Below are 25,743 nucleotides of genomic sequence, written 5' to 3'. Positions count from 1 at the left end.
CAGGAACTTGCAAGGAATTGGGCAGGTGGATTCCCTGGCGATGTTAAAACACGATGCCAAACAGGGCATCAATAACAAGAATTCCGGCTGCCGAAATGGTAAAGGCACGTACGGTGCTCTGCCCTACGCCTTCGGCACCACCCTTGGTGTGGAAGCCTACGTGAATACCAATAAGTGCCGTAAAGCCTCCAAAAACCAGTGACTTAAAGATACCGATGAAAATCTCACCAGGCTGAAAGAACTGCTGAATTGAGGTAAAAAAGGTCACTGCGCTAAAGTTAAATTTCACAGCCGTCAGGATATAAGCGCCTGCCAGGGCTACCACGTTCGAAAACACTGCCAGAAGGGGCATCATGGTAAGCGCAGCAATAGCCCTGGGCATTGCCAGGTACCGGTTCTTGTCAATTGCCATCATCTCCAGAGCATCGATCTGCTCACTCACCTGCATGGTTCCAATTTGGGCAGCAATCGCGCCTCCAACGCGTCCAGCAATGACAAGGGCTGTTAGTACCGGTGTTAATTCGGTAAAAACCACAGTTGCAATGGAGCCACCAATAAACGGTCGGGCAATTCCAATTAGATTAAACTTTGCAAAAAGGTTTGTAGCCTGCAACGCTGCGATTGCTCCGGTAAACGAGCCAACAAGAATAACAAGTGGCAATGAGTCTGCGCCTACAATCCGCATCTGATCAAGAACCAGCACCCTGTCCTTAACCACTCTTCGGGAATACCAGAGCGTTGCGGTCAGCAGTTGCATGATCTGTCCAACTTCCGCAATGGCATTCAGAACCATGCGACCAAATTTTTGCACCATTCCCGTCATAAACGTGCAATCTACACAAACAAAAGTGCCTGTGATGATCTCACAGGCACTGGTTTTCGGTGGTTATCTGGCTTACAACTGGGCTGCTATCCGCGCTTGCCCGGTCCTGGACCGCGTCCGGGACCATCGGAGTTGCGGTGGTCAAGGTATTTCTTAAGGATTTCCTTCTGTTCGGGGGTCAGCACACTGTCTAGCGATGCCAGAAATTCATCTTCACAGTTTTTTACCATTTCGCGAACCCGTTTGGCAACATCAGAGTTGCGGAGAGCTTCGCGGGCATCCTTGTTAATGGCACGGATTTTTTCAAGTGCTTCTTTCCGTGTAATTTCACCTGCACGTACCTGGGCAATAACGTCAGCACGTGCTTGATTGGCCCTCTGGATAATCTCCAACTGGTGGTCCTTCATGATGTTACGGGCTTCATCTGTGCAGGAACTGAATTTGGCAAGTAGATCCTTTACAGAGGCTTGCTGCTCAGGCGTAAGCTTGAGGGCATTGATCAAGCGCTGCCACGGATGGAACGCAGGCCTGTCTGGACGCCCGCCCTTATTCGGATCAGGCCGCTCACGCATTTCATTTTCGATCGAGCAGTCAGTGACATCAATCGAGGTCTGCATGTTTTCAAACACATCTGCATCCCATTCCGAAGAACCAAACTGATCCTGCCAGGTAGTGCCTACCAGCCTGTCATACTCAGGATCAGGCTCGTTGGTATTATTTCCGCATCCAACGGCTAACAGCATCATCACCGTAAGGCCGACGCCGATACCTAACCAGTTTTTTTTCATAAAAATCTTCCTGATTATAGTGAAACTCTTGTTGCTTTTCAATGTCTTGTTTGTACTAGAGCAATATTACGTCATTAAAAACCACCATGGCTAAAGTTCGTTACAACTCTCAGCTTTTTTTTATCAGTGCGGCATTCCTGTTAATTACCGGCATGCCGTTACCTCTTTTATCACAGTCACCACGCAGTGCCTGTATACTAACGGATGTTGAGACTGTAAACGATACAACGGTTCGCATTTCGTGGATGCCTCCTGAAAAACATACACCTGCAGCGGTTTTTGTTCGGCGTCACCAAAATGCAGACTGGACGCCGTTGAAAACAGTTGATAATGCACCGTTCTCTGCCGAGATTGGCGATACGACGGTAACAGAAGTTCAAATAATACAACAGTGGACGGTTGATTCAATCCCGTTTGTTGCCACCGGCTATGTTGGACTAAACCGTAGGTCACTCACCGGGAACCCGATTCCGTCACAACGTATTCTCATCCTGGTAGAAGCAGCCCTTTCAGATGCTCTTGCCAATGACATTACAATACTGACCACCGACTTACTCGAGGAAGGATGGATGGTTGACGTTGAGTTTGTTCCCGGCAATATGCAACCGGCTGAAATTAAAAAAACATACATAGTTCCAACATTTTTCAAAAGACCTGAGCCCCTTACCCACCTGTACCTTATCGGACATATCCCGTACGCAACCAGCGGAGGCTTTAATACACGCGGCGCTGTGCCCAATCCTGACTATCACCCGGAACACGGTGGCGCCTGGGCGTCGGATTTGTATTACGCTGATGTTCGCACATCAGCCGGTGTGCCAGCCGATTATCAGTGGACCGATAGCGAGGTTAACATTCAGGCAGATACGGTTGCAAACCGGACCGAAAACAAAAACGTGCCGGGAGACGGGAAGTTTGATGCTTCGCTAATTCCTACTGATATCGAACTCTGTGTTGGCAGAGTAGATATGTGGGACCTGCCTGCGATGGGAAGCATTCCGGGCGAAAACCGATCAGCAGAAATTAAATTACTCAAACATTATCTAAATAAAGTTCACAACTACCGGATTCAGAATTCTGTGCCGGTACGAATGGGAGTTATTGATGACAATTTCGGACTCTTTACCCGCGTCCAGCAGGGCCTGCGCATCACCGAAGCCTTTTCGGCTTCCGCCTGGCGTTCGTTCTCGGCGATCGTTGGCTCACACAACGTAATCGAAGGCGACTGGATACCTGATCAGCGGCGCCCACGGCCGTCGCTCGATACACTGTCGGTGCTGCTGGCTTATGGTTGCGGCGGTGGTGGCTACGAACACTGCGACGGTGTTGGGAATACTGCCGAAATTGCATCTGCTGCAATCAATGCCACGTTTACGTTGCTGTTTGGAAGCTACTTTGGCGACGTAAACAGTACCGACAACATAATGCGGACGGTGCTTGCCACCAAGGGTACTGCCCTTACCTGCGGGTGGTCTGGCCGCCCTCACTGGTTTATGCATGGTCTTGCTTCAGGCGAAACCATCGGGGAATGCATGAAAACGTCGGCTTGCAATACGGATTCATACATTGGAGCCACAATTATGGACGAAGCCAGCGGCGACTTTGCCCCGTACTACTTGGGCAGTCGGGGCATACACATCATGCTGCTGGGCGACCCCACGCTACGACTTCAGGGACCAGCCTTAACAGAGCCCCCTTCAATCAGCACACTTGGTAACACGATGATTTCACTGCATATACCAAGGGTGTCGGCTGCTCCCGGCGAAATGGCGGGCAACACCCTGTGTCTGATTGAATCAGCTCCAACCCGGAACGACCAGTTCGTGCCGATTACCTGGGTAACAATACTTTCGGAATCCGACACAACTGTTTCGATTCCAATCCCTACCGGCCACACCGTTTTACGAATACGTCCTGTTACAACGTCAGAAAACCTCCCCGGACCTCTTTGGGGGAAGGGGGCTTTGATACCGCTCATCCCAAGTAGCGTTTCTGAACTCACCGCCAATCCAGCCGGGCTGGTACGCTACTTTAACCTAATGGGCTGCGAGTTGTATCCTGCCGGTGAACAAACAGGGTCAGGCTGCCGGCTGGACATTGTCACCCCAAATGGTGATTCAATGCAGTTAGTTTTGCACTGACGCTGTATCCTTTGACGGCTTCAAACGTCTGTACACCATTGCTTCACCTTACACAGATAGCTTCATGAAACGTAGGTTGACATTTTGTCTGCTCCTGTTATGCATTGTTATTACACTCCCTTACCACCTCCAATCACAGGTTCAGCCCGGCAACGGCTCGTACTCGGTTTACCTGCCGCAACGAAGTTTTGCTAACGGAACCACGGTGCTCCCTTCTGTACACACGCTTTCGCGGATGAAGGCCGGAACATATGTGCCTGGGGTTGTTATTGTAAAAACTCGTGCCACCCATGGCGTTTTACACAACTCCTCTACAATCGAAGGCAGCCTGGCCAACATCGTTCTGGCATCGGTTGGCTCCAGAAGCGTATCGAGTACGTTTCAAAACATTACATCCGACGGAATTGCAGGTGCTATCGGCCTGGACAGAGTGTACACCGTTCGGTACTCTGAATCGGTTGATCCGTTTGACGTATGCATGAAACTGATGGAAGCGCCCGACGTTGAATACGCCATTCCCATGGAAATCCATCAACCTGGTTTTGTACCGAACGACCCTGATTATGCCACCAAACAGCCGTGGATGAAAACCATGAAGCTCGAGGCGGCATGGGATATCTCGCAAGGGGCATCAAATGTTGTAATCGCTATTATTGACAGCGGAACAGATATCGAGCACTCTGACCTTGCAGGACAGGTGTTTATTAACAAAGGTGAAATTCCCGGTAATGGAATCGATGATGACAAGAACGGCTTTGTGGACGACGTTAACGGCTGGGACTTTGTTGGTAACATTACCATGCAGGAAGCGCAGGCAGGTGTACTCCGACCCGATGGCGACCCGAAGGTACGATTTGGAACGATTAATCAAACCAACGGACACGGTACTGCCGTAGCGGGATGTGCCGCAGCCCAAACAAACAACAACCGCGGTATTGCATCAACCGGTTTTAAGTGCACGCTACTCCCTATCAAGGCAGCCTCCGATAACCCGCAGATTGGCGGCATTCTTGCAGGATACCCGGGAATCGTTTACGCAGCCGATATGGGGGCAGCCGTCATCAACTGCTCCTGGGGTGGTACACAGAACAATCCCCTGGGCAAGGATGTAATCAACTATGCACTTGGAAAAGGCTCACTTGTAGTTACTGCCAGCGGAAACAACAGCTTGTTTACCGATAAAACGCAGTTCTACCCGGGAGGGTATGAGGGCGTGCTCAATGTTGGTGCATCAAGCCTTTCCGACAGGCCTTCAAGCTTTACCAACTACGGATCAGATGTTACCGTTTATGCTCCGGGTGACGACATCTACTCCACTTTCCCTAACAATCGTTACCAAACATTTAGTGGTACCTCTTTTTCAGCCCCACTGGTTGCCGGTATCTGCGGTTTAATTAAGGCAAAGCATCCTGACTGGACACCGCAGATGATTACGCATCAAATCAGATCAACTGCTGACCTCTTAAACGGTGTCAGCAGTTCGGACCGCCAGTACTATTACGGCCGTGTTAATGCCGAGCGCGCACTAAAGTTTAACGCCTCTTTCACCTCCGGAGACCGTTTGCCGGGTATTGGAGTAAACAGTGTGCAAGCCGGTGGTTCAGGTATCATTACCAATTACGATCCTACTCCTGTTACACTGGAACTTAAAAACTATCTGGCATCAGCATCTAACGTAAAGGTAACCATAACACCGCGTTCCAATAATGCAGTCATCAGCGGCAGTAACACGATCACGGTTCCTAATTTTAATCACGATCAGACCGAATCACTCAATATCACGGTTCAGCTTAAGCCAACGTTTCCCTGGTACGAAGCGAACCTGAACTTTATCGTTACAATCCAGGCCGGATCGTACGTTAACTATGCGGTTGTAAATGTCCCCGTACTCCTGTCCACTACAAACAAGCACACGCTGTCGCCACCAAGTGAATTTGTTAGCTACGGGATTCTCGACCTGGCATCTGATGGCCAATTATATGCATCGATAACACTGTTCAACCAGGCGGCGCTGGCCTATGGCTCTCTGAAGGGCTCCAGTGCAATCGCCGGTGTTCCGTTTAGTCCAACAGCAATCCATGGGATTGCAGGCTCCGGCGTTGTTATTGGCGGTTTGGAGGCTGGCAAGCCCACCATTGCGCGCTCAACTGACATGAGCCAGTGGTCAAAGAAAGATGTGAGTTCCTTTATGGGCTCCGTTGCCGGTATTCACATGTTCAACAGCACCACAGGCGTAGCATTTGGGGATCCCGTAGGTGGTAAGCTGGGTCTTGCCAGAACAACCGATGGCGGGTATAGTTGGCAGCGCCTGAATAATGCACCCGTTGCGAATACCAAGGAATCAACACTAACAGGAATAGTGTATGGCAACGAAACCGGAGCCTGGTTTGGGACCACATCACAACGAATTATCATTACAAAAGATGGTGGATTAACGTGGACGACGTCTCTGCTACCCGTTAGTGGTGCTGTTATTAAATCTGTGGCATTTACGGATTCAAAAAACGGAGTACTCCTGTACGAAGCATCCGGTAAAACATGGCTGGCAAACACAACCAACGGCGGAACATGGAATGCACAGGTATTTGATCCGGCAACCCTTGGCATCAGTGCTGTGGCAGTAGCTAGCCCCGGACCTCACCACTTACTGATAGGAAGCAATGGCGAGGTATTTGCCAGCGACGATACTGGTGAGACCTGGAATGTTGTACTAAGCAAGGCAGCAGGTCCAACAAAGTACGCTGTTGCACGCATGGCGCCTACACCACTGTTGATAACCGCCGGAGAGACAGTTGCTATGCTGGAATACAGGTTCTCAGGTCCAAACGGTACGCGCATATTCAGTGTTGAATCAGAGTTTGTAAACTACGATACCTTGGAAGCAGGACAGAACAGACTTCGAAGCATCCGGATAAGTAATACCGGCACCAGCGACATCACCATCGACTCAATCGTTATTTCTCCGCAAGTGGCTACACCAGCCGATGCATTCCGGATTACAAGTGAGCCACCGACCGTGATAATTGCCGACAGCTCCATTCGCCTGCCTGTACGCATGTATGCTACCACTACAGGCAGCTATTCTGCTACGGTAACAGTTTTTGCCAACGCGCAGAACGGTCCTCTGACATTACAGCTGAACGGCTATGTTAAACGACCCACATCGGTTTCGGAATCGATTGCTGGCAAACTTCACGCGTATCCAAACCCTGCCTCAAGCAGTATAACGCTGCATCTGCCAGCCCAGGCTACTGTAAATATTGTTGATATTCAAGGTCTAACAATTCAGTCCTCCGGCGAGCTGCAGCCAGGCGCCCATGTTCTTCAGGTGGGAAATCTTGCTGTAGGACACTACGCAATATGCGTAACAACTCCTCACGCAATCCGGTACATTCCTCTGACTGTGGTTCGGTAATCACCCGAAGGAAGAACGCGACATATCAACGCCGCCGTGTATTGCACGGCGGCGCTTGTTTTTTAGCCATACGTAAATAATAAAACCAAGTCCGCCAACTAAAAGCAGGACAAAGAATAGTTCACCCCACTGGAATGTACCAGGATACACACTTACCGAACCATCGGTATTTTTAACGGTGTAAGGGGCTGAGTAATAAAAGGCAGGGTGAAATGGCATACTGTAATACCAGGGGATACTGCCAAGAAAATACCCCATCATAAATCTGTCGCCCATCCCGCCATAGTACTGAAACTGATAATTCCCGGCCCCCTGTGTCCCCGTCACCTGGCGCGTTTCCGTCTTCCTTGGCAGACCGTAGCGCGACGTGTACTGTTGACTGTTCGAGAGGCGTGTGCCGCCAAATGCACCATTACCGTACGATGGCATTCCCGCCGGCTGCTGTCCTCCGGGTGTTGCTCTTGGTGCAGAATACCGGCGCGGTGTTGTACCATTCGAATATGGCTGTGAAGGTGCTGCCGACGGGGAGCGGCGTGATCCGCCAAATGACCCGCCGCCCGACGGCACTGACCGGGGCATAGATCTGGGCGCACCAAAAGAGCCCCCTCCGCCACGGCTGCCGCCAAACGATCCGCCTCCACGTGACCGCTGTGCATAAGCCTCACTGGCTAATCCTGCCACTATCATCAGGATCATAGTTACAATGGCAACAAGATTTCTACACGACTTCATCACCAAATTCCTTCCTTGGTAAGCTGTCCGTCAGCTTCCCGATACGTTATTTCACCAAGAAGCTTGATGTCGGGCGGACCCGAGATCTGAACATATAAACTAACGATGCCCTCCTGCCGAACGCCATCCAGTGCTACCACCGTTCCTTCCAGCGTTCCGTCACTGTCCAATGTTAGCAGCCGAAGTGACCTGGCTTCTTCTTCCGTAAACGAGGGCTCAGTAGTTACAATAAGGTCGGGGTAGTCCTGCAGGATATTTCGGGTGTACAGCTCACCATCGGTACCCTTGTACTGCATGATGGCATCAAATGTGCCGTTTTCGTCCAGATTCAGCAGAATCTCACGAACCCCCCGCAGTTGTGTCCCATTGTAATAGATGGCCGTTGTTTCCAGCAGCCCGTTGCTTTCGATACTTAATTCAGCCATAATACCAAACTACAACAATCAAAGTTTTTTAAATGGGTACAACATGAACGTTCCGCATACTATCTTGTTGCATTATTTTTTTGAAGAGGAGTACTATGTCGGCAGAAGACACCGGTATTATGTTCGACCCAGGCAACCCGTACGAGCGTCCGTCGTTCACTCTTGGCGTGGAAGAAGAATACATGGCACTTGATCCGGAAACGTATAATCTTCGGTCCCACGTGAATCTGGAGCTTATCAGCAAGGGACGTCTGCTGCTTCACGAGCATATTAAACCCGAGATGCATGGCTCAATGTTGGAAATTGGCACAGCTGTTTGCAAGAATGTACAGGAGGTCCAGTTCGAGGTAACCAAGATTCGGAGTATTGTTAACCATCTTGCCAAACAGAATGGTTTGCTAATAGGCGCCGCCTCTACACACCCGTTTGCATTGTGGGAAGATCAGGAGATCTATCCAGACGATCGTTACAAGGTTATTATCGAAGACATGCAACTGCTGGCTCGCTCGTTACTGATTTTTGGCATGCACATTCATATTGGCATCGAAAACAGAGAGCTGCAGGTTCAGATTATGAACGAGATGCGTTACTTTATGCCGCACGTTCTGGCTATTTCTACCAACAGCCCGTTCTGGGAAGGCGATAATACCGGCCTGAAAAGCTATCGCTCAAAGATCTTCGAGCGCTTTCCGCGTACCGCTCTTCCCGACCTGTTTTCTGACTGGAGTGAATACCAGCACTATGTTAACTTATTGGTCAAAACGGGCTCGATTGACAACGCAAAGAAAATTTGGTGGGACATCAGACCACACCCCTTCTTCCCTACTCTTGAAATTCGCATCTGTGATATTCCTATGCGTATCGAGGAAACAGTTGCCATTGCAGCACTCTGTCAGGCAATTGCGGCAAAGCTCTATTCACTGTACCAGCGCAACCTTTCGTTCCGCCAGTACCGCCGATCACTGCTCATGGAAAATAAATGGCGTGCCGTACGATACGGGCTGGATGGTAAACTTATTGACTGGGGACGTCAGATTGAGCTGCCTGCCCGTGAACTAATCCGCGAGCTGTTGGATTTTGTAGATGATGTGGTTGATGACTTAGGATCCAGGAAAGAAATTGAATATATCAACACGATATTAGAAAACGGTTCAGGTGCCGACAGACAGTTGCGGGTATTTAACGAAACGGGTAGCCTGAGTGCGGTTGCGGAATACATTCAAAAAGAAACTGTGTCAGGTTTGTTTGCCGATGTTGCTCCCTTCCTTGAAAGCGTACAGCAGCCTTCACCGGATGCAATAGCCGCAAAACAAACGTCGCTGCGAAGTGAGGCCGACCCTAATTGATGTACCAGTAACACCATGTTGTAGACTAAATGTTGAAGACTATTTTAAGGATGAAACTTGTACCATAGATTAACTCTCTGCCAGCCCTGGATGAGCATACTGGTTGCGTTTTTTTGTATGCTTGGTTTTTCTCATGCTGCAAATGATACCACAACGGTTAACGTACACCCAAGTCCTACCAGTACAAAGGCATCGGTTACGATTAACGGTACAGTTGTTGACTATACGGTTACTACCGGACAGTTACAGCTTACCAAGGAAGATGGAACGGTAAAAGCAAACGTGTTCTACATTGCATACACCCGTAACAATGTCAAGGATGCGGCCAAGCGTCCGGTGACCTTCTCATTCAACGGAGGGCCCGGCTCGTCGAGTGTGTGGCTGCATCTCGGCGTCCTTGGCCCTCGCAGAGTAAACATGGCCACTGACGGAAGCCCCCTCCCACCTCCCTGCGAACTTGTTGATAACGAGTATTCCTGGCTTGACCTTACTGACCTGGTGTTTATCGATCCCGTGAGCACAGGATATTCACGGGCAACCGACGAGAAGACTGCCGGCCAGGACTTCCATGGTTACAGGCAGGATATCGAATCAGTTGGCGAATTTATCCGGCGGTATATCAACGACAACCAGCGGTGGGGTTCTCCAAAATATCTAATTGGCGAATCATACGGGACTACACGCGCCTCGGGCTTGAGCGAGCATCTGCAGGCACGCTACGGGATGTATCTTAACGGCGTAATTCTGGTGAGTGCTGTATTAAATTTTCAGACGATTAGTTTCGACGAAGGGAATGACCTTCCGTTTATTTCATTCCTGCCTACGTATGCAGCTACTGCTTGGTATCACAAAAAGCTGTCGGCAGACCTACAGCAGAAATCGGTACAAGATGTTGTGCGTGAGGTTACTGAATTTGCCCGCAACGAATACGCCATTGCTTTAATGGCAGGCTCTGCGCTGCAGGGTGCAGACCGTACAAAACTTGTTCAGCGCATCAGCCGGTACACCGGGTTATCAGCAGAGTTCATTGAGCGCTCCGATCTACGAATTAACATTTTCAGGTTCTGTGCTGAGCTGCTGCGCAGTACCGGACAGCAGGTTGGCAGATTTGATGGACGCTATACAGGTCCGCTTGTTAATCAGCTTTCTGAATTCATGGAGCAGGACCCCAGCTACCACCCGGCAGCCGGAGGCGCTTTTTCTACCTGTATCAATGACTACCTGTCCCGCGAATTAAAGGTCACAACACTGCTCCCATACGAAGTACTTACCGGGCGTGTATGGCCGTGGGATTACGGGAACGTTAAGAACGAATATCTGAATGTTGCCCCGGCGCTTCGCAACGCCATCGTCACCAACCCCGCACTGCGCGTTTGGGTTCTATGCGGATATTACGATCTTGCAACACCAGTGTATGGAGCCGAATACACCATACAACACCTGGGGCTGCCTGAATCGCTTCGGGGCAATATCTCGCTTACGTATTACGATGCAGGCCACATGATGTATCTGCTGCGTTCAGAGCTTGAACGTATGCGGCAAGGGGCTCTGGAATTTTACGGGAAGTAGCGTCCGATTGCATACTTGAGCAATCCCTGCTATACTATTCAGTAAATGGCAATAATGCCTGAGGTCGAAGTTCCTAAAAGGAGCGTACGGCGCGGACGTAAGGAATAGCATCATATTTGGCGGCGTTGGGAATCCAAATATTCTTATAGTTTACTGCAAAAGCCTGATTCTCGGCATATTCTGTACTACTCCAGTATGGATACTGAGCAATGAGCTCTGCGGGTGCACCATAATTAGCAAGAGCATTTTGAACTGCCGTCCAGTTATTCCAGATGTGAATAAGCTGACCTCTGCTCGGAAGATACCAGTCACTATAAACACCGGTACCATAGTCACCGTTTGTATAATCGTCACAGATTTTTGCCGCACTATTCGTATGGCCTGCCTGGGCAAGAATTCCTGTCGTATTAGCGGCACCATTCCAGTCATTGGTGCCAACAATCGCATTAGTCACATTACTCCACGCTGCACCGGCACTGATATTTACCATGCTTACAATAAGACCGTGATTTCCGGTTTCGTCAACCCAGAACACAATACCGCCGCCATATCGCTCACCCACGTAATGAGTTCCACCGCCGCCCACATTAGCCCATGACAGTGCAACCGTATCGCCAGCAACATGGGTAACTTTTAACGCTTGATTGCCCTGTGGTTTTAATGAAGGTAGTACGTAAACAATATCAGTTGCCTGAGCCTTTGCCTTAAATCCCGTATAATGTGAACCGTCTGCAGCAGGTTCAGCAAACCGCAGCTCACCACCGTTGGTTACAGTTATCGCATTGGCTGACGACGATAATTCAAGGCGACGATTAGTAGGTGCCGTTTCACCGACACAGAATATCACATTGTTGTTTGAAGTTGATCCAAGCCGATTATCCGCCGGCCCCGAAAGATCGTTCCCGCCCAGCAGCCATGCATCCGAAGCCCCCGACCCTTTGTCAACAAGTAGAGTACCGTCTCCACTCGGAAGAGTAATTGTAACCACCTGAGTTGAATTTGAAGGGACGAGAAATGTTTGATAACTGGTTCCGGGTTCAAAAAACTGAACCGACCTCCCAATCAGCGTTTGTGATACCGCAACTGTAAGTCCCGCCATCAGTATGACTGCGATACTCAGCAGCAGCCGTGATGAGGCACTCATCAGGCTTCGTACGGAATTTACATTCGCACTACAATGTACTTTGTTAAAACTGCACATGCTCAGCAGAGTCGGTTTCCGGCGATATTTTGTACGTTGCATAACGACATTGGCAATTAGAATTAATAACGTGAAGGGTGACGTAAAAGAAGTGTTTTTCAAAAGGAGCGAATTGCCCTGACATTGCAACGAGTAGCCTTGTAATAGGGGAGAAAATGGCAGGTAACAAAGTTTAAAGCAATTGTCTGGGTAGCGCTGTTCTCCGTGCTTGTCCAGTAAGGTTTATTATCGATTTGAGTGGCAGGTGCTCCATAATTGGTAATTCCCTTGCTTATTTCATACAAAGAAGACCAAATCTTCTTCATTTCATTCATGCTCGGCAAATACCAGTCATTAAACTGGCCGGTGCCATAGTCGTCATTATAGTAGTCATCGCATCGTTTAGCAGCACTGTTGGTGTGGCCTGCCTGCGCAATAATGCTTGCTGTATTATTCTTCCCGTCGTCATCATTAGTATTTCCGCACCAGTCATTGTACAGATTACTCCAGGTAACATTCACTCCAACATCCACCATACTGATAATCAAACCGTGATTACCGGTTTCGTCAACCCAGAACACCACACCGCCACCATACTGTTCGCCTACATAGTGATTTACTCCACCTGCAGCTACTTCCCACGACAGAGTAACCTCGGTTCCATTGATACCGGTTGCTTTCAGGTACCGGCCTACAACCGGCTTTGTGACCGGAAGTACGTAGCTAACGCTGCTTGTTTGTGCAGCTGCCTTAAAAGAACTGTAATTTGACCCGCTCGCCGATGGTTCTAAAAAACGAATCTCGCCACCATCGGTCGTGGACGTAACGTTCTCTGTCGAGTTCAGAATCAGGCGGTGGTTTGATGCACTTGTTCCGCCTGCAATCAGTACTACGTTGTTATTGGTTGCCGAGCCAAACTCAACAGATGATGAGCCAGATAAATTGTTGCCGCCAAGAAGCCATGCGCCGGACTCACCCTGGGCACTCCGTATCAGCAGCGTACCGGTGGAATCGGGCAGCGTCAGAGTCGTGGTTTGAGAAACAGTCCCCGGGGTGACAACAGTCAATTTCCCGGGTTGAGATGTAAAGAATTGCAAACCACTGCCAATAAGAGTTTGCGACTTGGCAACAGCCCCACATAACAACATGCAGCAGACGGCAATTAACCTGCAGTATCGAATCATATCACCTCGTAAATAACCGTTTAGTTGATCCAGGTAGTACATCCTGCTAGAACGAGCGTATAGCCCGTACATAATGGGTTGTGTTTTTTCGGACGCTTACAAATGAATATGTGTCAAATGAATACGCTATTGAATTCTTGTTGTCTGTTTCCGTGCTGGTCCAGTAAACGTTTACGTCAAAAAGCGTTGCTGGTGCCCCATAAACCGATAATGCATTTTCCACCTCCACATTGCTATTCTTGAGCAGTTCAAATTCATCCCTGCTGGGCAGGTACCAATCATTAAACCGTCCCGTACCATAGTCAACATTGAAATAGTCATCACACAGCTTAGCAGCACTGCTCGTGTGATCAGTTTGTGCAATGATGTTCGCTGTATTTACTTTCCCGTCATCACTGGTTGTATTTCCACATGCAACGCTGTCAACATTACTCCATGCTTCATTAGCATCAAGGTCAATCATGCTGACAATCAGGCCGTGGTTCCCTAACGAATCAACCCAGAATACAATTCCTCCGGCATGGTGTTCTCCTACATAGTGCGACCCACTACCACTTACAACGGCCCAACCAAGGGTGACGTTACTGCCAGCTACCTCGGTAGCCTTTAAAAACTGATTTAAGGCAGGTGCTGACTTTGGCAATGTATAAACGATATTTTCTGGTTGTGCCGCCGGAATAAAAGCTGTAAAATTCCCACCATCAGCAACAGGCTCGGCAAACCGAAATCCCCCACCATCACTGGTAGAAATCGTATTAGACGAAGCGGAGAGTATCAGGCGTTGATTGGCTGAGGCCGTACCCCCGGCAATCAGAATAACATCATGAGCTGATGTGGAGCCAACGGTATTGTTCGCCGGTGCCGTCAGGTCATTCCTGCCAACCAGCCATGCTGCCGATACCCTGGATGTATCACCAGCGAGTAGTTTACCACTGGTTGCCGGCAACATGAGTGTATCCGTGCCAGATGAAAGTCCTGGCTGAACAACAGTCTTATTCCCTGATACAGGATCAAATAATTGCAGTTTGCCACCAATTAATGTTTGGGCGTTTACGACTGCATTGACACACAGTAAAACTAAGACCACCCTAACGAAATGCCGACAGATATTCACCTGCACCTCTCCGGTAAATAAAACCTCTTGATTGTTTGGCCGGATGTCTGCGTGACAGTGGCTCCCTGCCACGCAGGCATAATTCGACTCACAATAAACTCCGGTTGGCCCGGTTGGTAAACTTACAACGGTACATGATTGCTATTTTATAACTTACTTTATTATTGGTAAAAATACCCTGATTCGGGTATTCGTCGTCAACCCGCGTTAGATGAGTGTGCACCTATCTACACGGGGTAACAAGCCATACCCGACAACCCAGACCGGGTGACTCCAATCGCAGGTCTCTGTGCGGTGCAACTCAATGATCATTCCCAACCGACTGACATACGGTGTATGGTAACGTACCCAAGAGGTACTCCCGGCTAACATGACGATTTTGAGATTTGTAAAATCCACGATTCAAACCGCAACTCACCGTATTGGCGTGCCAGAGCAGGTAATGCTCTGTGTTCATCCTGCGTTAGCACTCATCATTTAAATTAGATTGCTCTATTTGGACGGTAACATGGTGAATACCAAAGTGATCATGAAGGAACTGCTGCACCGCACGCAACATCTCGTCATTTGGCTGCTGCGTAACTACGTGCAGTGTTGCGGCGGATTCTTTACGGCTTAGCTGCCATACATGTATATCGTGGACATCAAGAATTCCGGGGATGCTCCTTACGCCTGCTTCAAGGTCAGCAATACTAAGCCGGTAAGGAGCTGTTTCCATGAGAATGATTAAAGCCTCTCTGATAATTCGAATTGCGCCCACCGAAATCACAACGGCAATTGCGATTCCGATAGCTGAATCAATCAGCGGCCAGTTAGTAAGCTTTACTGCGATTGCAGCTATAACAACACCAATACTCGACATTAAGTCTGTGACCACGTGCAAATAGGCACTACGTGTGGTAATGTGGGTTGACTTATGCAAATACCAGGCACTAAACGAATTCGCCACAAACGCAGTAATTGCAACCCACAGCATCTCATCGGCATGGACGTGCATCGGATGTGACAGTCTGCCAATAGCTTCCAGGACAATGAATACGCAAATTCCAATCAATACAAAACCGTTGGTAAGCGCAGCCAGTATCTCAAGTCGTCGCAGTCCAAAGGTAAAGCGTGTACCCCGGCGCGACTGCATTCGGGCTCCCAGCGTTAAGCCAATGTAGGCAATCAGGAGTGACGAAACATCAACGAATACGTGAGCGGCATAACTTGCCAAAACCACACTGTTTGTAAGAAGACCGCCAACTAATTGTACAGCAAGCACAAGCCCTGTTAGGAGTAGCGCAATGCGCAGCGGACGTATGTCGCGAAATTCATGGATATGGTGGTGTCCGCCATGCGTGCCTTCTTCTTCGTGACGATGCGGGCTCATCTCAGAACGGTCCCATCAGAATAGCCGCCACTGTAAGAAGGATTAAAATAGCAGGAGCAACAAACAGCATCGAATCAAACCGATCCAGTACACCACCGTGCCCGGGGATTAACTGTGAGCTATCCTTAACAACGGCATCTCTTTTTAGCAGCGATTCCACTAAGTCGCCAATCAGTCCAATGCTGCCAACCACAGCTCCGCTAACTATTCCCAGCCATACAGGGTACTGAGGCATCAGCCAGTTACTCAGCAGGATAAAACCAATAACCGAGGCTGCAAAGCCTGCCAAAGCCCCTTCCCAGCTTTTCTTGGGGCTTACCCGGGGGAACAGTTTGTGTTTGCCAAAACTCATGCCGGCAAAGTACGCAGCCGAATCGCATATCCAGACGGTGGCAAACAGCACCAAAACCAGCGATGCACCCTTCTCGCCTACGGTTCCATTGGTAAATGACATCATGCCGGTGCGAAGCACCAGCAGGGCACTCATGCCAAGAGTAATGTAAAGCACACCCATTGCGGTAACGGCGATATTCTGAATTGGATTTTCGCGGTTACGGAACAACTCGGCTACAAGAGTTATCAGGATTCCAGCCACAAACAACACAACACTATGGGCAAACCATAATAAGCCCTGGAAGCCTCCTCCGCCGGCTGCAATCGAAATAAAAACCTGGACAGCAATACTCCACACCAGGCCCACATATCTGTTTACAGCTATACCCTTCGTAGCTGCAAGCGAATAAAACTCATTTAGTGCAAGCGTTGTCACGGCAATAATGGCAACGTTATACCACCATCCTCCGGCAACAATTACAAGTACTGCCAGGGGGATTCCAACGGCAGCAGCAAGGATTCGAATTAGCATGTTACTCATAGAACAACAAATCTACTCCCGTATGTTCGTAAAATATGAAGGTGTACTCGTTACCAAATTCATCCAGTCAAAGTGTTCTGCTCCTGGGCGATGTGGACTTTGTAACTGACTTTGCCGAAAAGCTTCAGGCTGCCTCGGTGAGTTTCTATATTCTGCCGGCTATAGGGATTGACGAAGATTTCGACGACGATTTCAGCGAGGGCATTCCGGAACGCAGCATCACGGGTTCTGATCCCGCGGAGTTTGGCAAATTTGCACCCTATGTTGTGCGCGAGCCCGGTTCTCTGACCATTGCATTCTCGCACATTGTAATGCTATCAGTGGCTCCCCTCAATGAAAGAATACCGATTCTGGAAATTGCATGCAGCCTTAATCCCCAGGCTACAATTATAACGTCAGTGCATAGCAATACGGCAACGGAGATTGGCCTGCTTGCAAACCAGCCTGAGCGGATTACCGGCGTAACACTGGGACCCGGCATTACACATCACGCATCGTCAGCCGATATCTGCGCCGGACTAAACACCAATCCCCAACACCTTGAAAGCGCTGCTGGTCTGCTTCGCACCCTGGGGTACGTTCCAAACATTGTAGAGGATAGAGTGGCACTGGTTCAGTTGCGCGTTCTGGTGATGCTGATTAATGAAGCCGCCTTTGCCGTAATGGAAGGTGTGGCCCACCCTGCAGATATTGACAATGCAATGAAGCTGGGCGTTAACTACCCAAGAGGACTGCTTGCATGGGCAGATAAAATCGGACTCGATGTTGTACTCATTGTTCTTGAGGCACTGCATCGTGAATACCAACAGGAACGGTATCGTCCGTGCGTTCTGCTTAAACAGTACGTCCGCGCTGGATGGCTGGGAATACGTTCGGGAAGGGGCTTTTACACGTACTGATGCTTATAGCTGTTGATTTTGATGGTACGATTTCGTGCCGGGATACGTCGGACGATCTTTTTGCTGAATTCGGTAGCGTTACCGAGATTACCGCTTTGCTGGTAGCCGGACGCATAACTGTTGCCGAGTATTACGATATGGCCCTGGCCTCCCTCGCAGATACGTGTACACCGGAAGTACTTGCACAGTGGCTTAACAGCAGAGAAATTGATAGTACGTTTATTTCATTTCTTGAATGGCTACGTTCTACTGATTGCCGGCTTGCCGTAGTAAGCGATGGTTTTGATGCTTACATTTATCCGATTCTGCATAATGCAGGCATTACGATTGCCGACGTTGCATGCAACACCATGCGCTATACACCGCAGGGGTGGAGAGGGGGCTACCCCGGTGCTTCGGAAAGCTGCAGTTGTTTTTGTGCCGGATGTAAGCGGAATGCACTGTTGCAGCGGCTTGCCGACGATGAGGTTCTGGTGTATATCGGCGACGGGATGTCGGACACGTGTGCAGTTCAGTTTGCCGATGTTGTTTTTGCAAAAGGCTATCTTGCTTCGTGGTGCACCGAGCACCGGATACCTCACCATCCGTGGCGACGGTTTTCTGACATACAGCGGATACTGGCAACAAAGTATGCAACCGGAGCAATCCGCAGACGCCGGCAGGCACACCTTGCCCGAAAAGCCGCATTCATCAATGAGTGAGTGCTAAACGTTAACCTGGATACCTCTGCGCTGAATCAGCGAATACACAGCTTCGATGTCAGAAGAGATGACCCTATCCTCCGCAGCAAATGGCACAACGCTCCGAATAGTTTCCTGTACGCCGCACAAAAACCTCCCGGTCTTCAGTGGTGCAAGCAGGTCAATACCCTGGGCAGCACAGAGCAATTCTATCGCAATCACATATTGTACATTGTTAACAACCTGCAGCAGTTTCCTGGCTGCAATGCTACCCATGCTATTGTGATCTTCTTGATTGGCACTCGTAGGAATACTGTCCACACTTGCAGGATGCGCCAACACCTTATTCTCACTTACAAGCGCTGCAGCCGTGTACTGAGCAATCATCATACCACTGTGTAGTCCACCATTGGGTGTTAAAAAACGAGGCAATCCGCCAAGCGTGTGGTTTACTAATCGTTCTGTTCGCCGTTCGCTGATGTTGGCTAATTCCGCAGCTGCAATCGCCAGCGTATCCAAAGGGATGGCCAGAGGCTGACCATGGAAGTTACCGCCTTCGATGGCAGTATCATCATCAGCAAAAATCAAGGGGTTATCGGTAACGCTGTTTATCTCACGCTCCACCACACCACGTGCGTATGCGATTGCGTCGCGTGATGCTCCATGCACCTGTGGCATACACCGAATTGAGTATGCATCTTGCACCTTATGGTTACTGTGTCGGTGCGACTCCCGAATTTCACTGTCGGACAGCAGCGCAAACAGTCGGGAGGCAACCAGTTGCTGCCCGGGGTGCGGGCGCAACGAGTGGAGGCGTGCATCAAAGGCGTTATCGGTACTGCGCAAAGCATCAGCCGAGAGCGCACCCGCTACATCAGCAAGTTCGGCAAGGTATTCAAGTTTAGCAATGCACAGGCATGCAATTGCTGCCATCATCTGTGTGCCGTTGATAAGGGCAAGACCCTCCTTTGCGGCAAGCTTAACCGGCCGAATCCCATGTGCCGTAAGCGCTGTGGCAGCATCGGCACCGCCAATGGTTCCCTCACCAATCAGGGCCAGCGCCAGATGAGCAAGTGGGGCAAGATCGCCACTTGATCCAACAGAGCCCTGACTCGGAATGTCGGGTACAAGATTTGCGTTAAGCATCGCCACCAGGGCTTCCAGGGTTTCGGGTCGGATTCCGGAATACCCGCGCGACAGTGAGTTAGCCCGGAGCAGCATCATTGCGCGAACGATCTCTGCGGGCAGCAGATCACCAACCCCGGCGCTATGCGAACGAATTAAATTCACTTGGAGCTCGGCAACCTGATCAGCCGGTATCACAACGTTGGCAAATTCACCAAAGCCGGTTGTTAATCCATACACCACTCTTCCCTCGGCAATCCAGCGCTCAACGGCATTACGTGACTTGCTAACTTCTTTTAATGCCTGATCGGATAGTACAACCGGAGTCACCGTTTCGCGCATTCCAACGGCAACCACGTCATCGATTGTTAGGTGCACCCCGTCAAGCACCAGCTGCTGTGCCACTGTTCTGCTCCTGTTATTTCTTACGGATTTTCTTCTTTGCCGGCTCTGTGCCGATGAACGAACTCCATTTGTATTCTTCAGGAACCTTTCGGCCTTCGAGGGCTAACTCTATCAGGAACGATGCCGTTGTTTGCAGAACCCACTGGAAGTTATCATCCTGAACGCTGGTGCGCTCGGCGTCGGGCGCCGGGTTCATGTAGTCAATAGCATACGGAATTCCGTCGCGCACGGCAAACTCTACGGTATTAAAGTCGTACCCAAGCATGGTACAAATCTGAATGCACAACTTGGTTAACAGTGCCGTCATATCAGCAGAGGGAGCAAACCCTGCCTTATAGCGCAGATGGTGCGGATTTCGTGGCTCATAGGGCATGATATGCACGTGTTTACGACCAATGCAGTAGCAACGGTAGTACTCTGTAAACTCAATTCCTTCCTGAAGTATCATAACGATATCTTCGGTCTCGGCATACCTGCTGAAAAACTCCTCGACCGATTCAATTTTATAAACGTGCTTCCAGCCCCCTCCATCATATGGCTTCATCCATGACGGGAAGCCAACGTAATCAAAAATCTCCTGCCAGTTAAGGGGATACATAAGGTTACGGAAGCTGTCGCCCGTAGTGTCCGGCGGGTGCTGCTTACTTGGCAGCAGTACGGTACGCGGCACCGGGATCCCAGCCTTCTGCGCAACTGCATAGTTGAAAAATTTATCGTCTGCTGTCCACCAGAACGGATTATTCACTACCCGAACCCCATTGAGCGCAGCCACCTTAAGCATTGCTCTGTAAAACGGTACGTCCTGCGAAATCCTGTCAAGGATCACGTCGTACTCAAACAACTCGTCAAGCGTAATGCCGCCAACTTTTACAAACTCGGCAGAAACGCCGGCGTCGCGGTTATTGATTTCTTCAACAAGTGCCGGTGGAAAGCTTTGTTCCATACCGAACAGTAGTCCAATTCGTTTCATGGCATTCAAACATGGATGGTGGTTTTAGCGAAGATAGGAAGGGGGCTTTGTTTTTTGGTTAGGTTCCTGACAATGACGTTGGGATATCATTGCTGTGCAGGATGATTCCGGCCTCAGGGGTCCACTCTGCATACGGACTATCGGTACCAAGCCAGTCGCCAAGATTAACGTAGGTTCCCGAGGCAATGCGCCGGACTTCTGCCTTGTGGCGATGTCCCATCACCACGCAGGAATACCCTTCGCTCACGATTTTCTGTTCTGCAAAGGCACGCAGTCCGTCAGGACCATACTCTTTCTTATCGGTATATGCCCTGCTGCCATGCGACGTCCGTGATGCCAGCCAGATCCCTACCGATGGATGAATCATGCGGTAGAGTGACTGAATGCAGCGGTTGCGGAGAATGGCACGAAGAATCAGATAACCGGTGTCGTTGGCAGCCTTACCATCGCCATGACAAACGTAAATCCGGGTGTCGTTCAGGTGCAGGTCAATATCGGCCTGTTCCACCGGTATATTAAGTTCCTGCCTAAAGTAGCGGTAGTGCCCAAAATCATGATTCCCCATCAGATAGGTAATCTGTACGCCACTCCGCGCCAAATGATGTAGTGCGGCAAGAGTTCGTACAAAGGCCGACGGGATCACAAAACGGTAGTCAAACCAGTAGTCAAAAAGGTCGCCGACAATAACCAGGTGTACGCAACTATCAAGGTTGGCAAGGAGTTGCAACAAACGATCCTCACGCTTGTCATTCTGTGCCTTGCTACCAAAGCCCAAGTGTACATCGGAGATAAATACAACACGATGCCCGGGCGGAACAGTAAGATTCACCGTTTTAACATGAGCAACTTGGCGAAACATATTTCGAAAGATAACGTTGTGATAACCCGTTACGGCTATTTTTGCGGTTTCAACCTGAACATTTTACAATGTCGCACATTTCAGCAAGCCGGAAACGGGTTACTACACTAAGCCTGATCGAAATGAAACAGGCAGGAACTCCTATTGCATGTTTGACGGCATACGATGCAATAAGTGCCGGGATCATGGATGCTGCCGGCATTGATGTTTTGCTTGTGGGTGATAGCGTTGGGAATGTGGTGCAGGGACATGAAACCACTATCCCAGTTACTCTGGAGCAGATGATATACCACACGCAGGCCGTAGTTCGTGGTGCGGAGCACGCCATGGTGGTTACCGACATGCCGTTTATGAGCTATCAGGCTTCGCCAAGAGAAGCCTTTCGTAATGCCGGACGTTTAATGAAGGAAGCCGGATGTGGTGCCGTTAAGCTGGAAGGGGGCTCAAGGGTTGCCGATGCTGTCAGACTCATGACCGATAATGGTATCCCCGTGATGGGGCACCTGGGCCTTACCCCGCAGAGCATTCATCAGTTTGGCTCGTACCGCAAGCGTGGCGCAAACCAAGATGAGGCCGATCAGATTCGTGCCGATGCAAAAGCATTGGAAGAAGCCGGCATTTTTGCCCTGGTGCTTGAGAAAATTCCTACTGCCCTTGCACAGGAAATTACCGAGATGATTTCTGTTCCAACCATCGGCATTGGTGCAGGCCCACACTGCAGCGGACAAATCCTGGTGTGGACCGATATGGTTGGGATGACAACCTCGTTCCGTCCCCGGTTTGTACGTCGGTATGCGGAACTTCACTCTACGATTTCAGAAGCCGTTGGCAAGTACGTTGCTGATGTGCGCTCAAAAGGGTTCCCGTCTTCCGAGGAGAGCTACTGATGATCAGGCCAGTACTTGCAATTGGTGGCCTGACGCTTACCCTTCTTCTTGGAGGATGTCCGTCCAACATGATCAGCAATCCCGATAATCTCGTTTTCCCCGACTCCGCCGTAAGCTACTCACAACATGTGCAGCCCTTCTTTACGTTACGCTGCTTCCCATGTCACGACAGCTATAACGCCAGCGGCGATATCAAGCTTACTGACTATTCATCGGTCATGTTCAGTCGCGCCAACATGGTGGTCCCGGGCAATCCTGACCAGAGTTTGCTCATGCTTGTCCTGAACGGAAGCATCCAGCATATCAGCGGACAAATCAACGAAATCCCAGCTCATCAGATTTATGGTATTCGCACCTGGATTCAGGAAGGCGCACTACCCAATTAGATACAAACCACTACGATGGAGCATAGTACTCATGATTCGCATTACAACTTTTCTGCTTCTTGCACTCCTGGTCGTTATCGGGTGCGAACGTCACGCCGCACCGGTACCAATTGAAGAACTTGAACTTATCAAGGACGATGTTCGGAAGTTCGAAGTAAAGGTGCCGAAAAATTGGACGCATCAGATTTTGAAGGGTGAACTGATTCTTGCCTCGGCAAACCCCAAAACAACAAAGCGCTTTCTGGACTTCAGCAAGGGTGAAGGCGGAGCCAAGGTTGAATTACGGGCTGTGCAGATCACCGATAGCACCCGAGTAATGGATTCATTGATAAAAAACTCCAAGGTTACGTTCGAAGATGGTCTTGACAGGTACGAAATCGAGAATGCAACCCTGGGTGGGAAACCTGCAAAAAAACTGTGGGTTGCCTTTGACCAGGAGGACGGACAGTTTAGATCGGAAGCATACTTTGCCGAAAACGATTCGGTGGTAACCATCCTAACTCTGGCGGCCTTCGGCGCTACATTTGACGACTATAAAGACGAGTTTGCTCAAATCATTTCGTCGGTTAAACTTGCCCGACGTCCGGATGCCCCCAAGGGCCCGGATACCCTTGCTCCAACAGGACCTCAGCCCCCTTCCGACACGTTACGCAGGTTCAGCTCACCACAGTTTGTAATTCAAATCCCGCAGAACTTCGACGGCAAACGTTTATCCGGAGCAGGAATTGAATCCGTAAACTTTGTTGGTTCCCGTCGGGACTGTAATATTCAGGTTGATGTTTTTGATGCATCGAAACAAAAGGCATTAGATAAAATCCTACTGCAAAATAAGCCGAACTACGGTGGCAAGGATCCGTTCTCCACAAATATTGGCGGACAGAAAGGCGCATATTTTGAATACGCACCTACATCCAAGATTAACTCGCGGGCATACTTCGTGCTGAATAATAAAAAACTGTACCGTATCACCATGAACTGGTATAAGCCGGATGAAAAACTGTACCTGCCGGTCTTTGAAAAGTGCATAAAATCGTTTGGTTTTCAGTAACCCATAAAACGCTCATTTTTTATACGGACGCATTCGCATGTTGTGGAAAGTACTCATTGGCTTTGCAGCAATTATCATGATTGCCGGCGGCATAGTGTGGATTGGCCAGGGTATGGAGATTTTTACAAAGGATAGAGAGAAGGTTGTAACTACCGTTACTGACGAAGTCTTTGGGACCACGACTGAGCATATTGAGTGGAAACCCGTTTTCAAGTATGGTCTTCTTCCCGACGATCTGTCACTTGGAGTTTTACACCGTGGGTATTCGTTTGTGCTTGGTTTAGGAACAATCACAATCTTCATTAGTGCAATGCGCCTCAGAGTCAACAGTAAAAAAGTACGCGATTGATATCCCGTAACCGTCACACCAAGGGATTAGCAAGTCACACGGTTGTTTCCCGTGATGAGTTTTATGATGCATGGATTCGTGTTACCCGCAAAGGACACCACGTATCACTTGCCTTAAAGCATTTATTCAGAGCCGATACACCGGGTAGCAGCAGGGCCGCCGCAATTCGGCACCGCATGTTTCAGGCATTACGGTATAACAACTGGAAAAGTGCGTGGGATGGGGAGCTGGATGCTGTCTGTAATCCTGCCAACGCATACGTCCCCGAATGGCTTGCACAACAACTTAGCGTTACTACTGTATCACAGCGGGATGCCATTATCGCTTCATGGCTCACCGATGCCCCCACCTTTGTCCGTGTTAATACAATCCGGTGCACAGCAGAACAGTGCACGCATGCCTTGGCCCCCTTCAAGCCTGAACAGGTTTCTGACACCTGTATTCGTATTGACGCGCCCTATGGTTTGTTTTCGTCAGATGCGTTTCGCCACGGATGGTTTGAACAGCAGGACGTGAACTCGCAGCGGGTTTGTACCGAGATTGTACGTGCTGTACCAATATCATCAATTAGCTTATGGACTGATCTCTGTGCGGGTGCCGGCGGGAAGACGCTTCATGCATCTGCACTGATGAACAATCAGGGCAGGATATTGGCTATGGACGTCCACCAGGACAAGCTGACCGAGCTACGGCGGCGCGCAACCAGGGCAGGCGTTACTAATGTGGAGACCCGGTTAATTACATCGGGGAAGATACTGAAGCGCATCTACGGAAAATCCGACGTCGTCCTTGTTGATGCACCGTGCAGCGGGACCGGGGTTCTGCGCCGCAATCCCGATATTCTGTACCACCATACTGCTGACACCATCGATGAACTGAGGTCAGTTCAGACTGAATTACTGAATCGCGCTGTTTCGTTATGCACGCCCGGCGGTCTTGTGGCCTACACCACCTGCAGCACCCTCCCTGCAGAAGGGCCTGACCAGGTGGGCACCCTGACCACAGGCAACCGTATTTCCGTTGTCAATGAATGGAGTACATATCAAGGTCAGGACGGTGGCGATGGTTTTTACAGCGCATTAATGCGGGTTCCCTGAAACGTCGGTGATCCATCCTATTAGTATCGTCGCACACTCTACGCCGCAGTGTTTTCCCCTTCTCCCGGTCTTTAA

23 protein-coding genes are annotated in these 25,743 nt (G+C 49.7%); 11 read left to right on the top strand and 12 right to left on the bottom strand.

All coding sequences use genetic code 11. The annotated features are described in order from the left end of the window. Positions 1-43: 43 nt before the first annotated feature. Entirely contained in the window at positions 44-685 is a 642-nt protein-coding gene (locus tag HRU79_07515) for an ABC transporter permease (protein ID QOJ27294.1), read from the bottom strand. 224 nt (positions 686-909) lie between these two features. Then, positions 910-1,611: a hypothetical protein gene (locus HRU79_07510; protein QOJ26507.1), complete on the bottom strand. Its 702-nt coding sequence runs from the start codon at positions 1,609-1,611 to the stop codon at positions 910-912. An 86-nt stretch (positions 1,612-1,697) separates the two neighbouring features. On the opposite strand from HRU79_07510, the gene HRU79_07505 reads away from it, so the two are divergent. Then, the gene (locus HRU79_07505; protein QOJ26506.1) at positions 1,698-3,752 is read left to right on the top strand and encodes a hypothetical protein; all 2,055 of its coding nucleotides are present in this window, start codon (positions 1,698-1,700) and stop codon (positions 3,750-3,752) included. 64 nt (positions 3,753-3,816) lie between these two features. Next, positions 3,817-7,167 carry a S8 family serine peptidase gene (locus HRU79_07500; GenBank protein QOJ26505.1) on the top strand — a complete coding sequence of 1,117 codons (3,351 nt, stop codon included), beginning with the start codon at positions 3,817-3,819 and terminating at the stop codon, positions 7,165-7,167. Here the strand turns inward: HRU79_07500 and HRU79_07495 are convergent, their stop codons facing one another. Then, the gene (locus HRU79_07495; GenBank protein ID QOJ26504.1) at positions 7,168-7,899 is read right to left on the bottom strand and encodes a hypothetical protein; all 732 of its coding nucleotides are present in this window, start codon (positions 7,897-7,899) and stop codon (positions 7,168-7,170) included. It lies immediately after the preceding gene. Beyond that, positions 7,899-8,324 carry a hypothetical protein gene (locus HRU79_07490; GenBank protein ID QOJ26503.1) on the bottom strand — a complete coding sequence of 142 codons (426 nt, stop codon included), beginning with the start codon at positions 8,322-8,324 and terminating at the stop codon, positions 7,899-7,901. Before HRU79_07490 ends, HRU79_07495 begins: the two co-directional genes overlap by 1 nt. Positions 8,325-8,443: 119 nt before the next feature. Here HRU79_07490 and HRU79_07485 point away from each other — a divergent pair, with 119 nt between their 5' ends. Both HRU79_07485 and HRU79_07480 read left to right on the top strand, forming a co-directional pair. Beyond that, entirely contained in the window at positions 8,444-9,670 is a 1,227-nt protein-coding gene (locus HRU79_07485; GenBank protein QOJ27293.1) for a carboxylate-amine ligase, read from the top strand. 117 nt (positions 9,671-9,787) lie between these two features. After that, positions 9,788-11,239, top strand: coding sequence for a peptidase S10 (locus HRU79_07480; GenBank protein ID QOJ26502.1), 1,452 nt, complete (start codon positions 9,788-9,790; stop codon positions 11,237-11,239). 73 nt (positions 11,240-11,312) lie between these two features. Here the strand turns inward: HRU79_07480 and HRU79_07475 are convergent, their stop codons facing one another. The 5 genes from HRU79_07475 to HRU79_07455 form a co-directional block, all read right to left on the bottom strand. Further along, on the bottom strand, positions 11,313-12,383 hold the full coding sequence (locus HRU79_07475; protein ID QOJ26501.1) for a hypothetical protein: 1,071 nt from the start codon (positions 12,381-12,383) through the stop codon (positions 11,313-11,315). Positions 12,384-12,538: 155 nt separating this feature from the next. After that, positions 12,539-13,603, bottom strand: coding sequence for a DUF1566 domain-containing protein (locus HRU79_07470; protein QOJ26500.1), 1,065 nt, complete (start codon positions 13,601-13,603; stop codon positions 12,539-12,541). A gap of 46 nt (positions 13,604-13,649) precedes the next feature. Continuing rightward, entirely contained in the window at positions 13,650-14,552 is a 903-nt protein-coding gene (locus HRU79_07465; protein QOJ26499.1) for a hypothetical protein, read from the bottom strand. Positions 14,553-15,180: 628 nt separating this feature from the next. Further along, complete coding sequence (locus HRU79_07460; GenBank protein QOJ26498.1) at positions 15,181-16,089, bottom strand: cation transporter; 909 nt, start codon at positions 16,087-16,089, stop codon at positions 15,181-15,183. Between the two features lies 1 nt (position 16,090). Beyond that, positions 16,091-16,963 (bottom strand): phosphatidate cytidylyltransferase, encoded by an 873-nt coding sequence (locus tag HRU79_07455; GenBank protein QOJ26497.1) that lies wholly within the window; start codon positions 16,961-16,963, stop codon positions 16,091-16,093. A gap of 41 nt (positions 16,964-17,004) precedes the next feature. On the opposite strand from HRU79_07455, the gene HRU79_07450 reads away from it, so the two are divergent. After that, on the top strand, positions 17,005-17,862 hold the full coding sequence (locus tag HRU79_07450; protein QOJ26496.1) for a 3-hydroxybutyryl-CoA dehydrogenase: 858 nt from the start codon (positions 17,005-17,007) through the stop codon (positions 17,860-17,862). Beyond that, positions 17,862-18,563: an MtnX-like HAD-IB family phosphatase gene (locus tag HRU79_07445; GenBank protein QOJ26495.1), complete on the top strand. Its 702-nt coding sequence runs from the start codon at positions 17,862-17,864 to the stop codon at positions 18,561-18,563. The genes HRU79_07450 and HRU79_07445 overlap by 1 nt, the downstream gene beginning before the upstream one ends. Positions 18,564-18,566: 3 nt before the next feature. On the opposite strand, the gene hutH is transcribed toward HRU79_07445, so the two are convergent. The 3 genes from hutH to HRU79_07430 are packed head-to-tail and all read right to left on the bottom strand — an operon-like array spanning position 18,567 to position 21,901. Further along, positions 18,567-20,060 carry a histidine ammonia-lyase gene (gene hutH / locus HRU79_07440; GenBank protein ID QOJ27292.1) on the bottom strand — a complete coding sequence of 498 codons (1,494 nt, stop codon included), beginning with the start codon at positions 20,058-20,060 and terminating at the stop codon, positions 18,567-18,569. A 25-nt stretch (positions 20,061-20,085) separates the two neighbouring features. Continuing rightward, positions 20,086-21,042, bottom strand: a complete 957-nt coding sequence (locus HRU79_07435) for a hypothetical protein (protein QOJ26494.1) — start codon at positions 21,040-21,042, stop codon at positions 20,086-20,088. Positions 21,043-21,100: 58 nt separating this feature from the next. Next, on the bottom strand, positions 21,101-21,901 hold the full coding sequence (locus HRU79_07430) for a UDP-2,3-diacylglucosamine diphosphatase (protein QOJ26493.1): 801 nt from the start codon (positions 21,899-21,901) through the stop codon (positions 21,101-21,103). A 68-nt stretch (positions 21,902-21,969) separates the two neighbouring features. Between HRU79_07430 and panB the strand changes: the two genes are divergently transcribed. Genes panB through HRU79_07405 form a run of 5 tightly spaced genes read left to right on the top strand, consistent with a single transcriptional unit; the run spans position 21,970 to position 25,668 of the window. Next, positions 21,970-22,788 (top strand): 3-methyl-2-oxobutanoate hydroxymethyltransferase, encoded by an 819-nt coding sequence (gene panB / locus HRU79_07425; protein ID QOJ26492.1) that lies wholly within the window; start codon positions 21,970-21,972, stop codon positions 22,786-22,788. Further along, positions 22,788-23,174 (top strand): hypothetical protein, encoded by a 387-nt coding sequence (locus HRU79_07420; GenBank protein ID QOJ26491.1) that lies wholly within the window; start codon positions 22,788-22,790, stop codon positions 23,172-23,174. Before panB ends, HRU79_07420 begins: the two co-directional genes overlap by 1 nt. Before the next feature lie 31 nt (positions 23,175-23,205). Beyond that, the gene (locus HRU79_07415) at positions 23,206-24,222 is read left to right on the top strand and encodes a hypothetical protein (GenBank protein ID QOJ26490.1); all 1,017 of its coding nucleotides are present in this window, start codon (positions 23,206-23,208) and stop codon (positions 24,220-24,222) included. A 37-nt stretch (positions 24,223-24,259) separates the two neighbouring features. Next, complete coding sequence (locus HRU79_07410) at positions 24,260-24,571, top strand: hypothetical protein (GenBank protein ID QOJ26489.1); 312 nt, start codon at positions 24,260-24,262, stop codon at positions 24,569-24,571. Beyond that, positions 24,568-25,668, top strand: coding sequence for an RsmB/NOP family class I SAM-dependent RNA methyltransferase (locus tag HRU79_07405; protein ID QOJ26488.1), 1,101 nt, complete (start codon positions 24,568-24,570; stop codon positions 25,666-25,668). The genes HRU79_07410 and HRU79_07405 overlap by 4 nt, the downstream gene beginning before the upstream one ends. The last annotated feature ends 75 nt before the right edge of the window (positions 25,669-25,743 follow it).

The organism is Ignavibacteria bacterium (genome assembly GCA_015709655.1).
GTDB lineage: Bacteria > Bacteroidota > Ignavibacteria > Kapaibacteriales > Kapaibacteriaceae > OLB6.
This window is presented reverse-complemented; position numbering and strand designations above follow the sequence as displayed.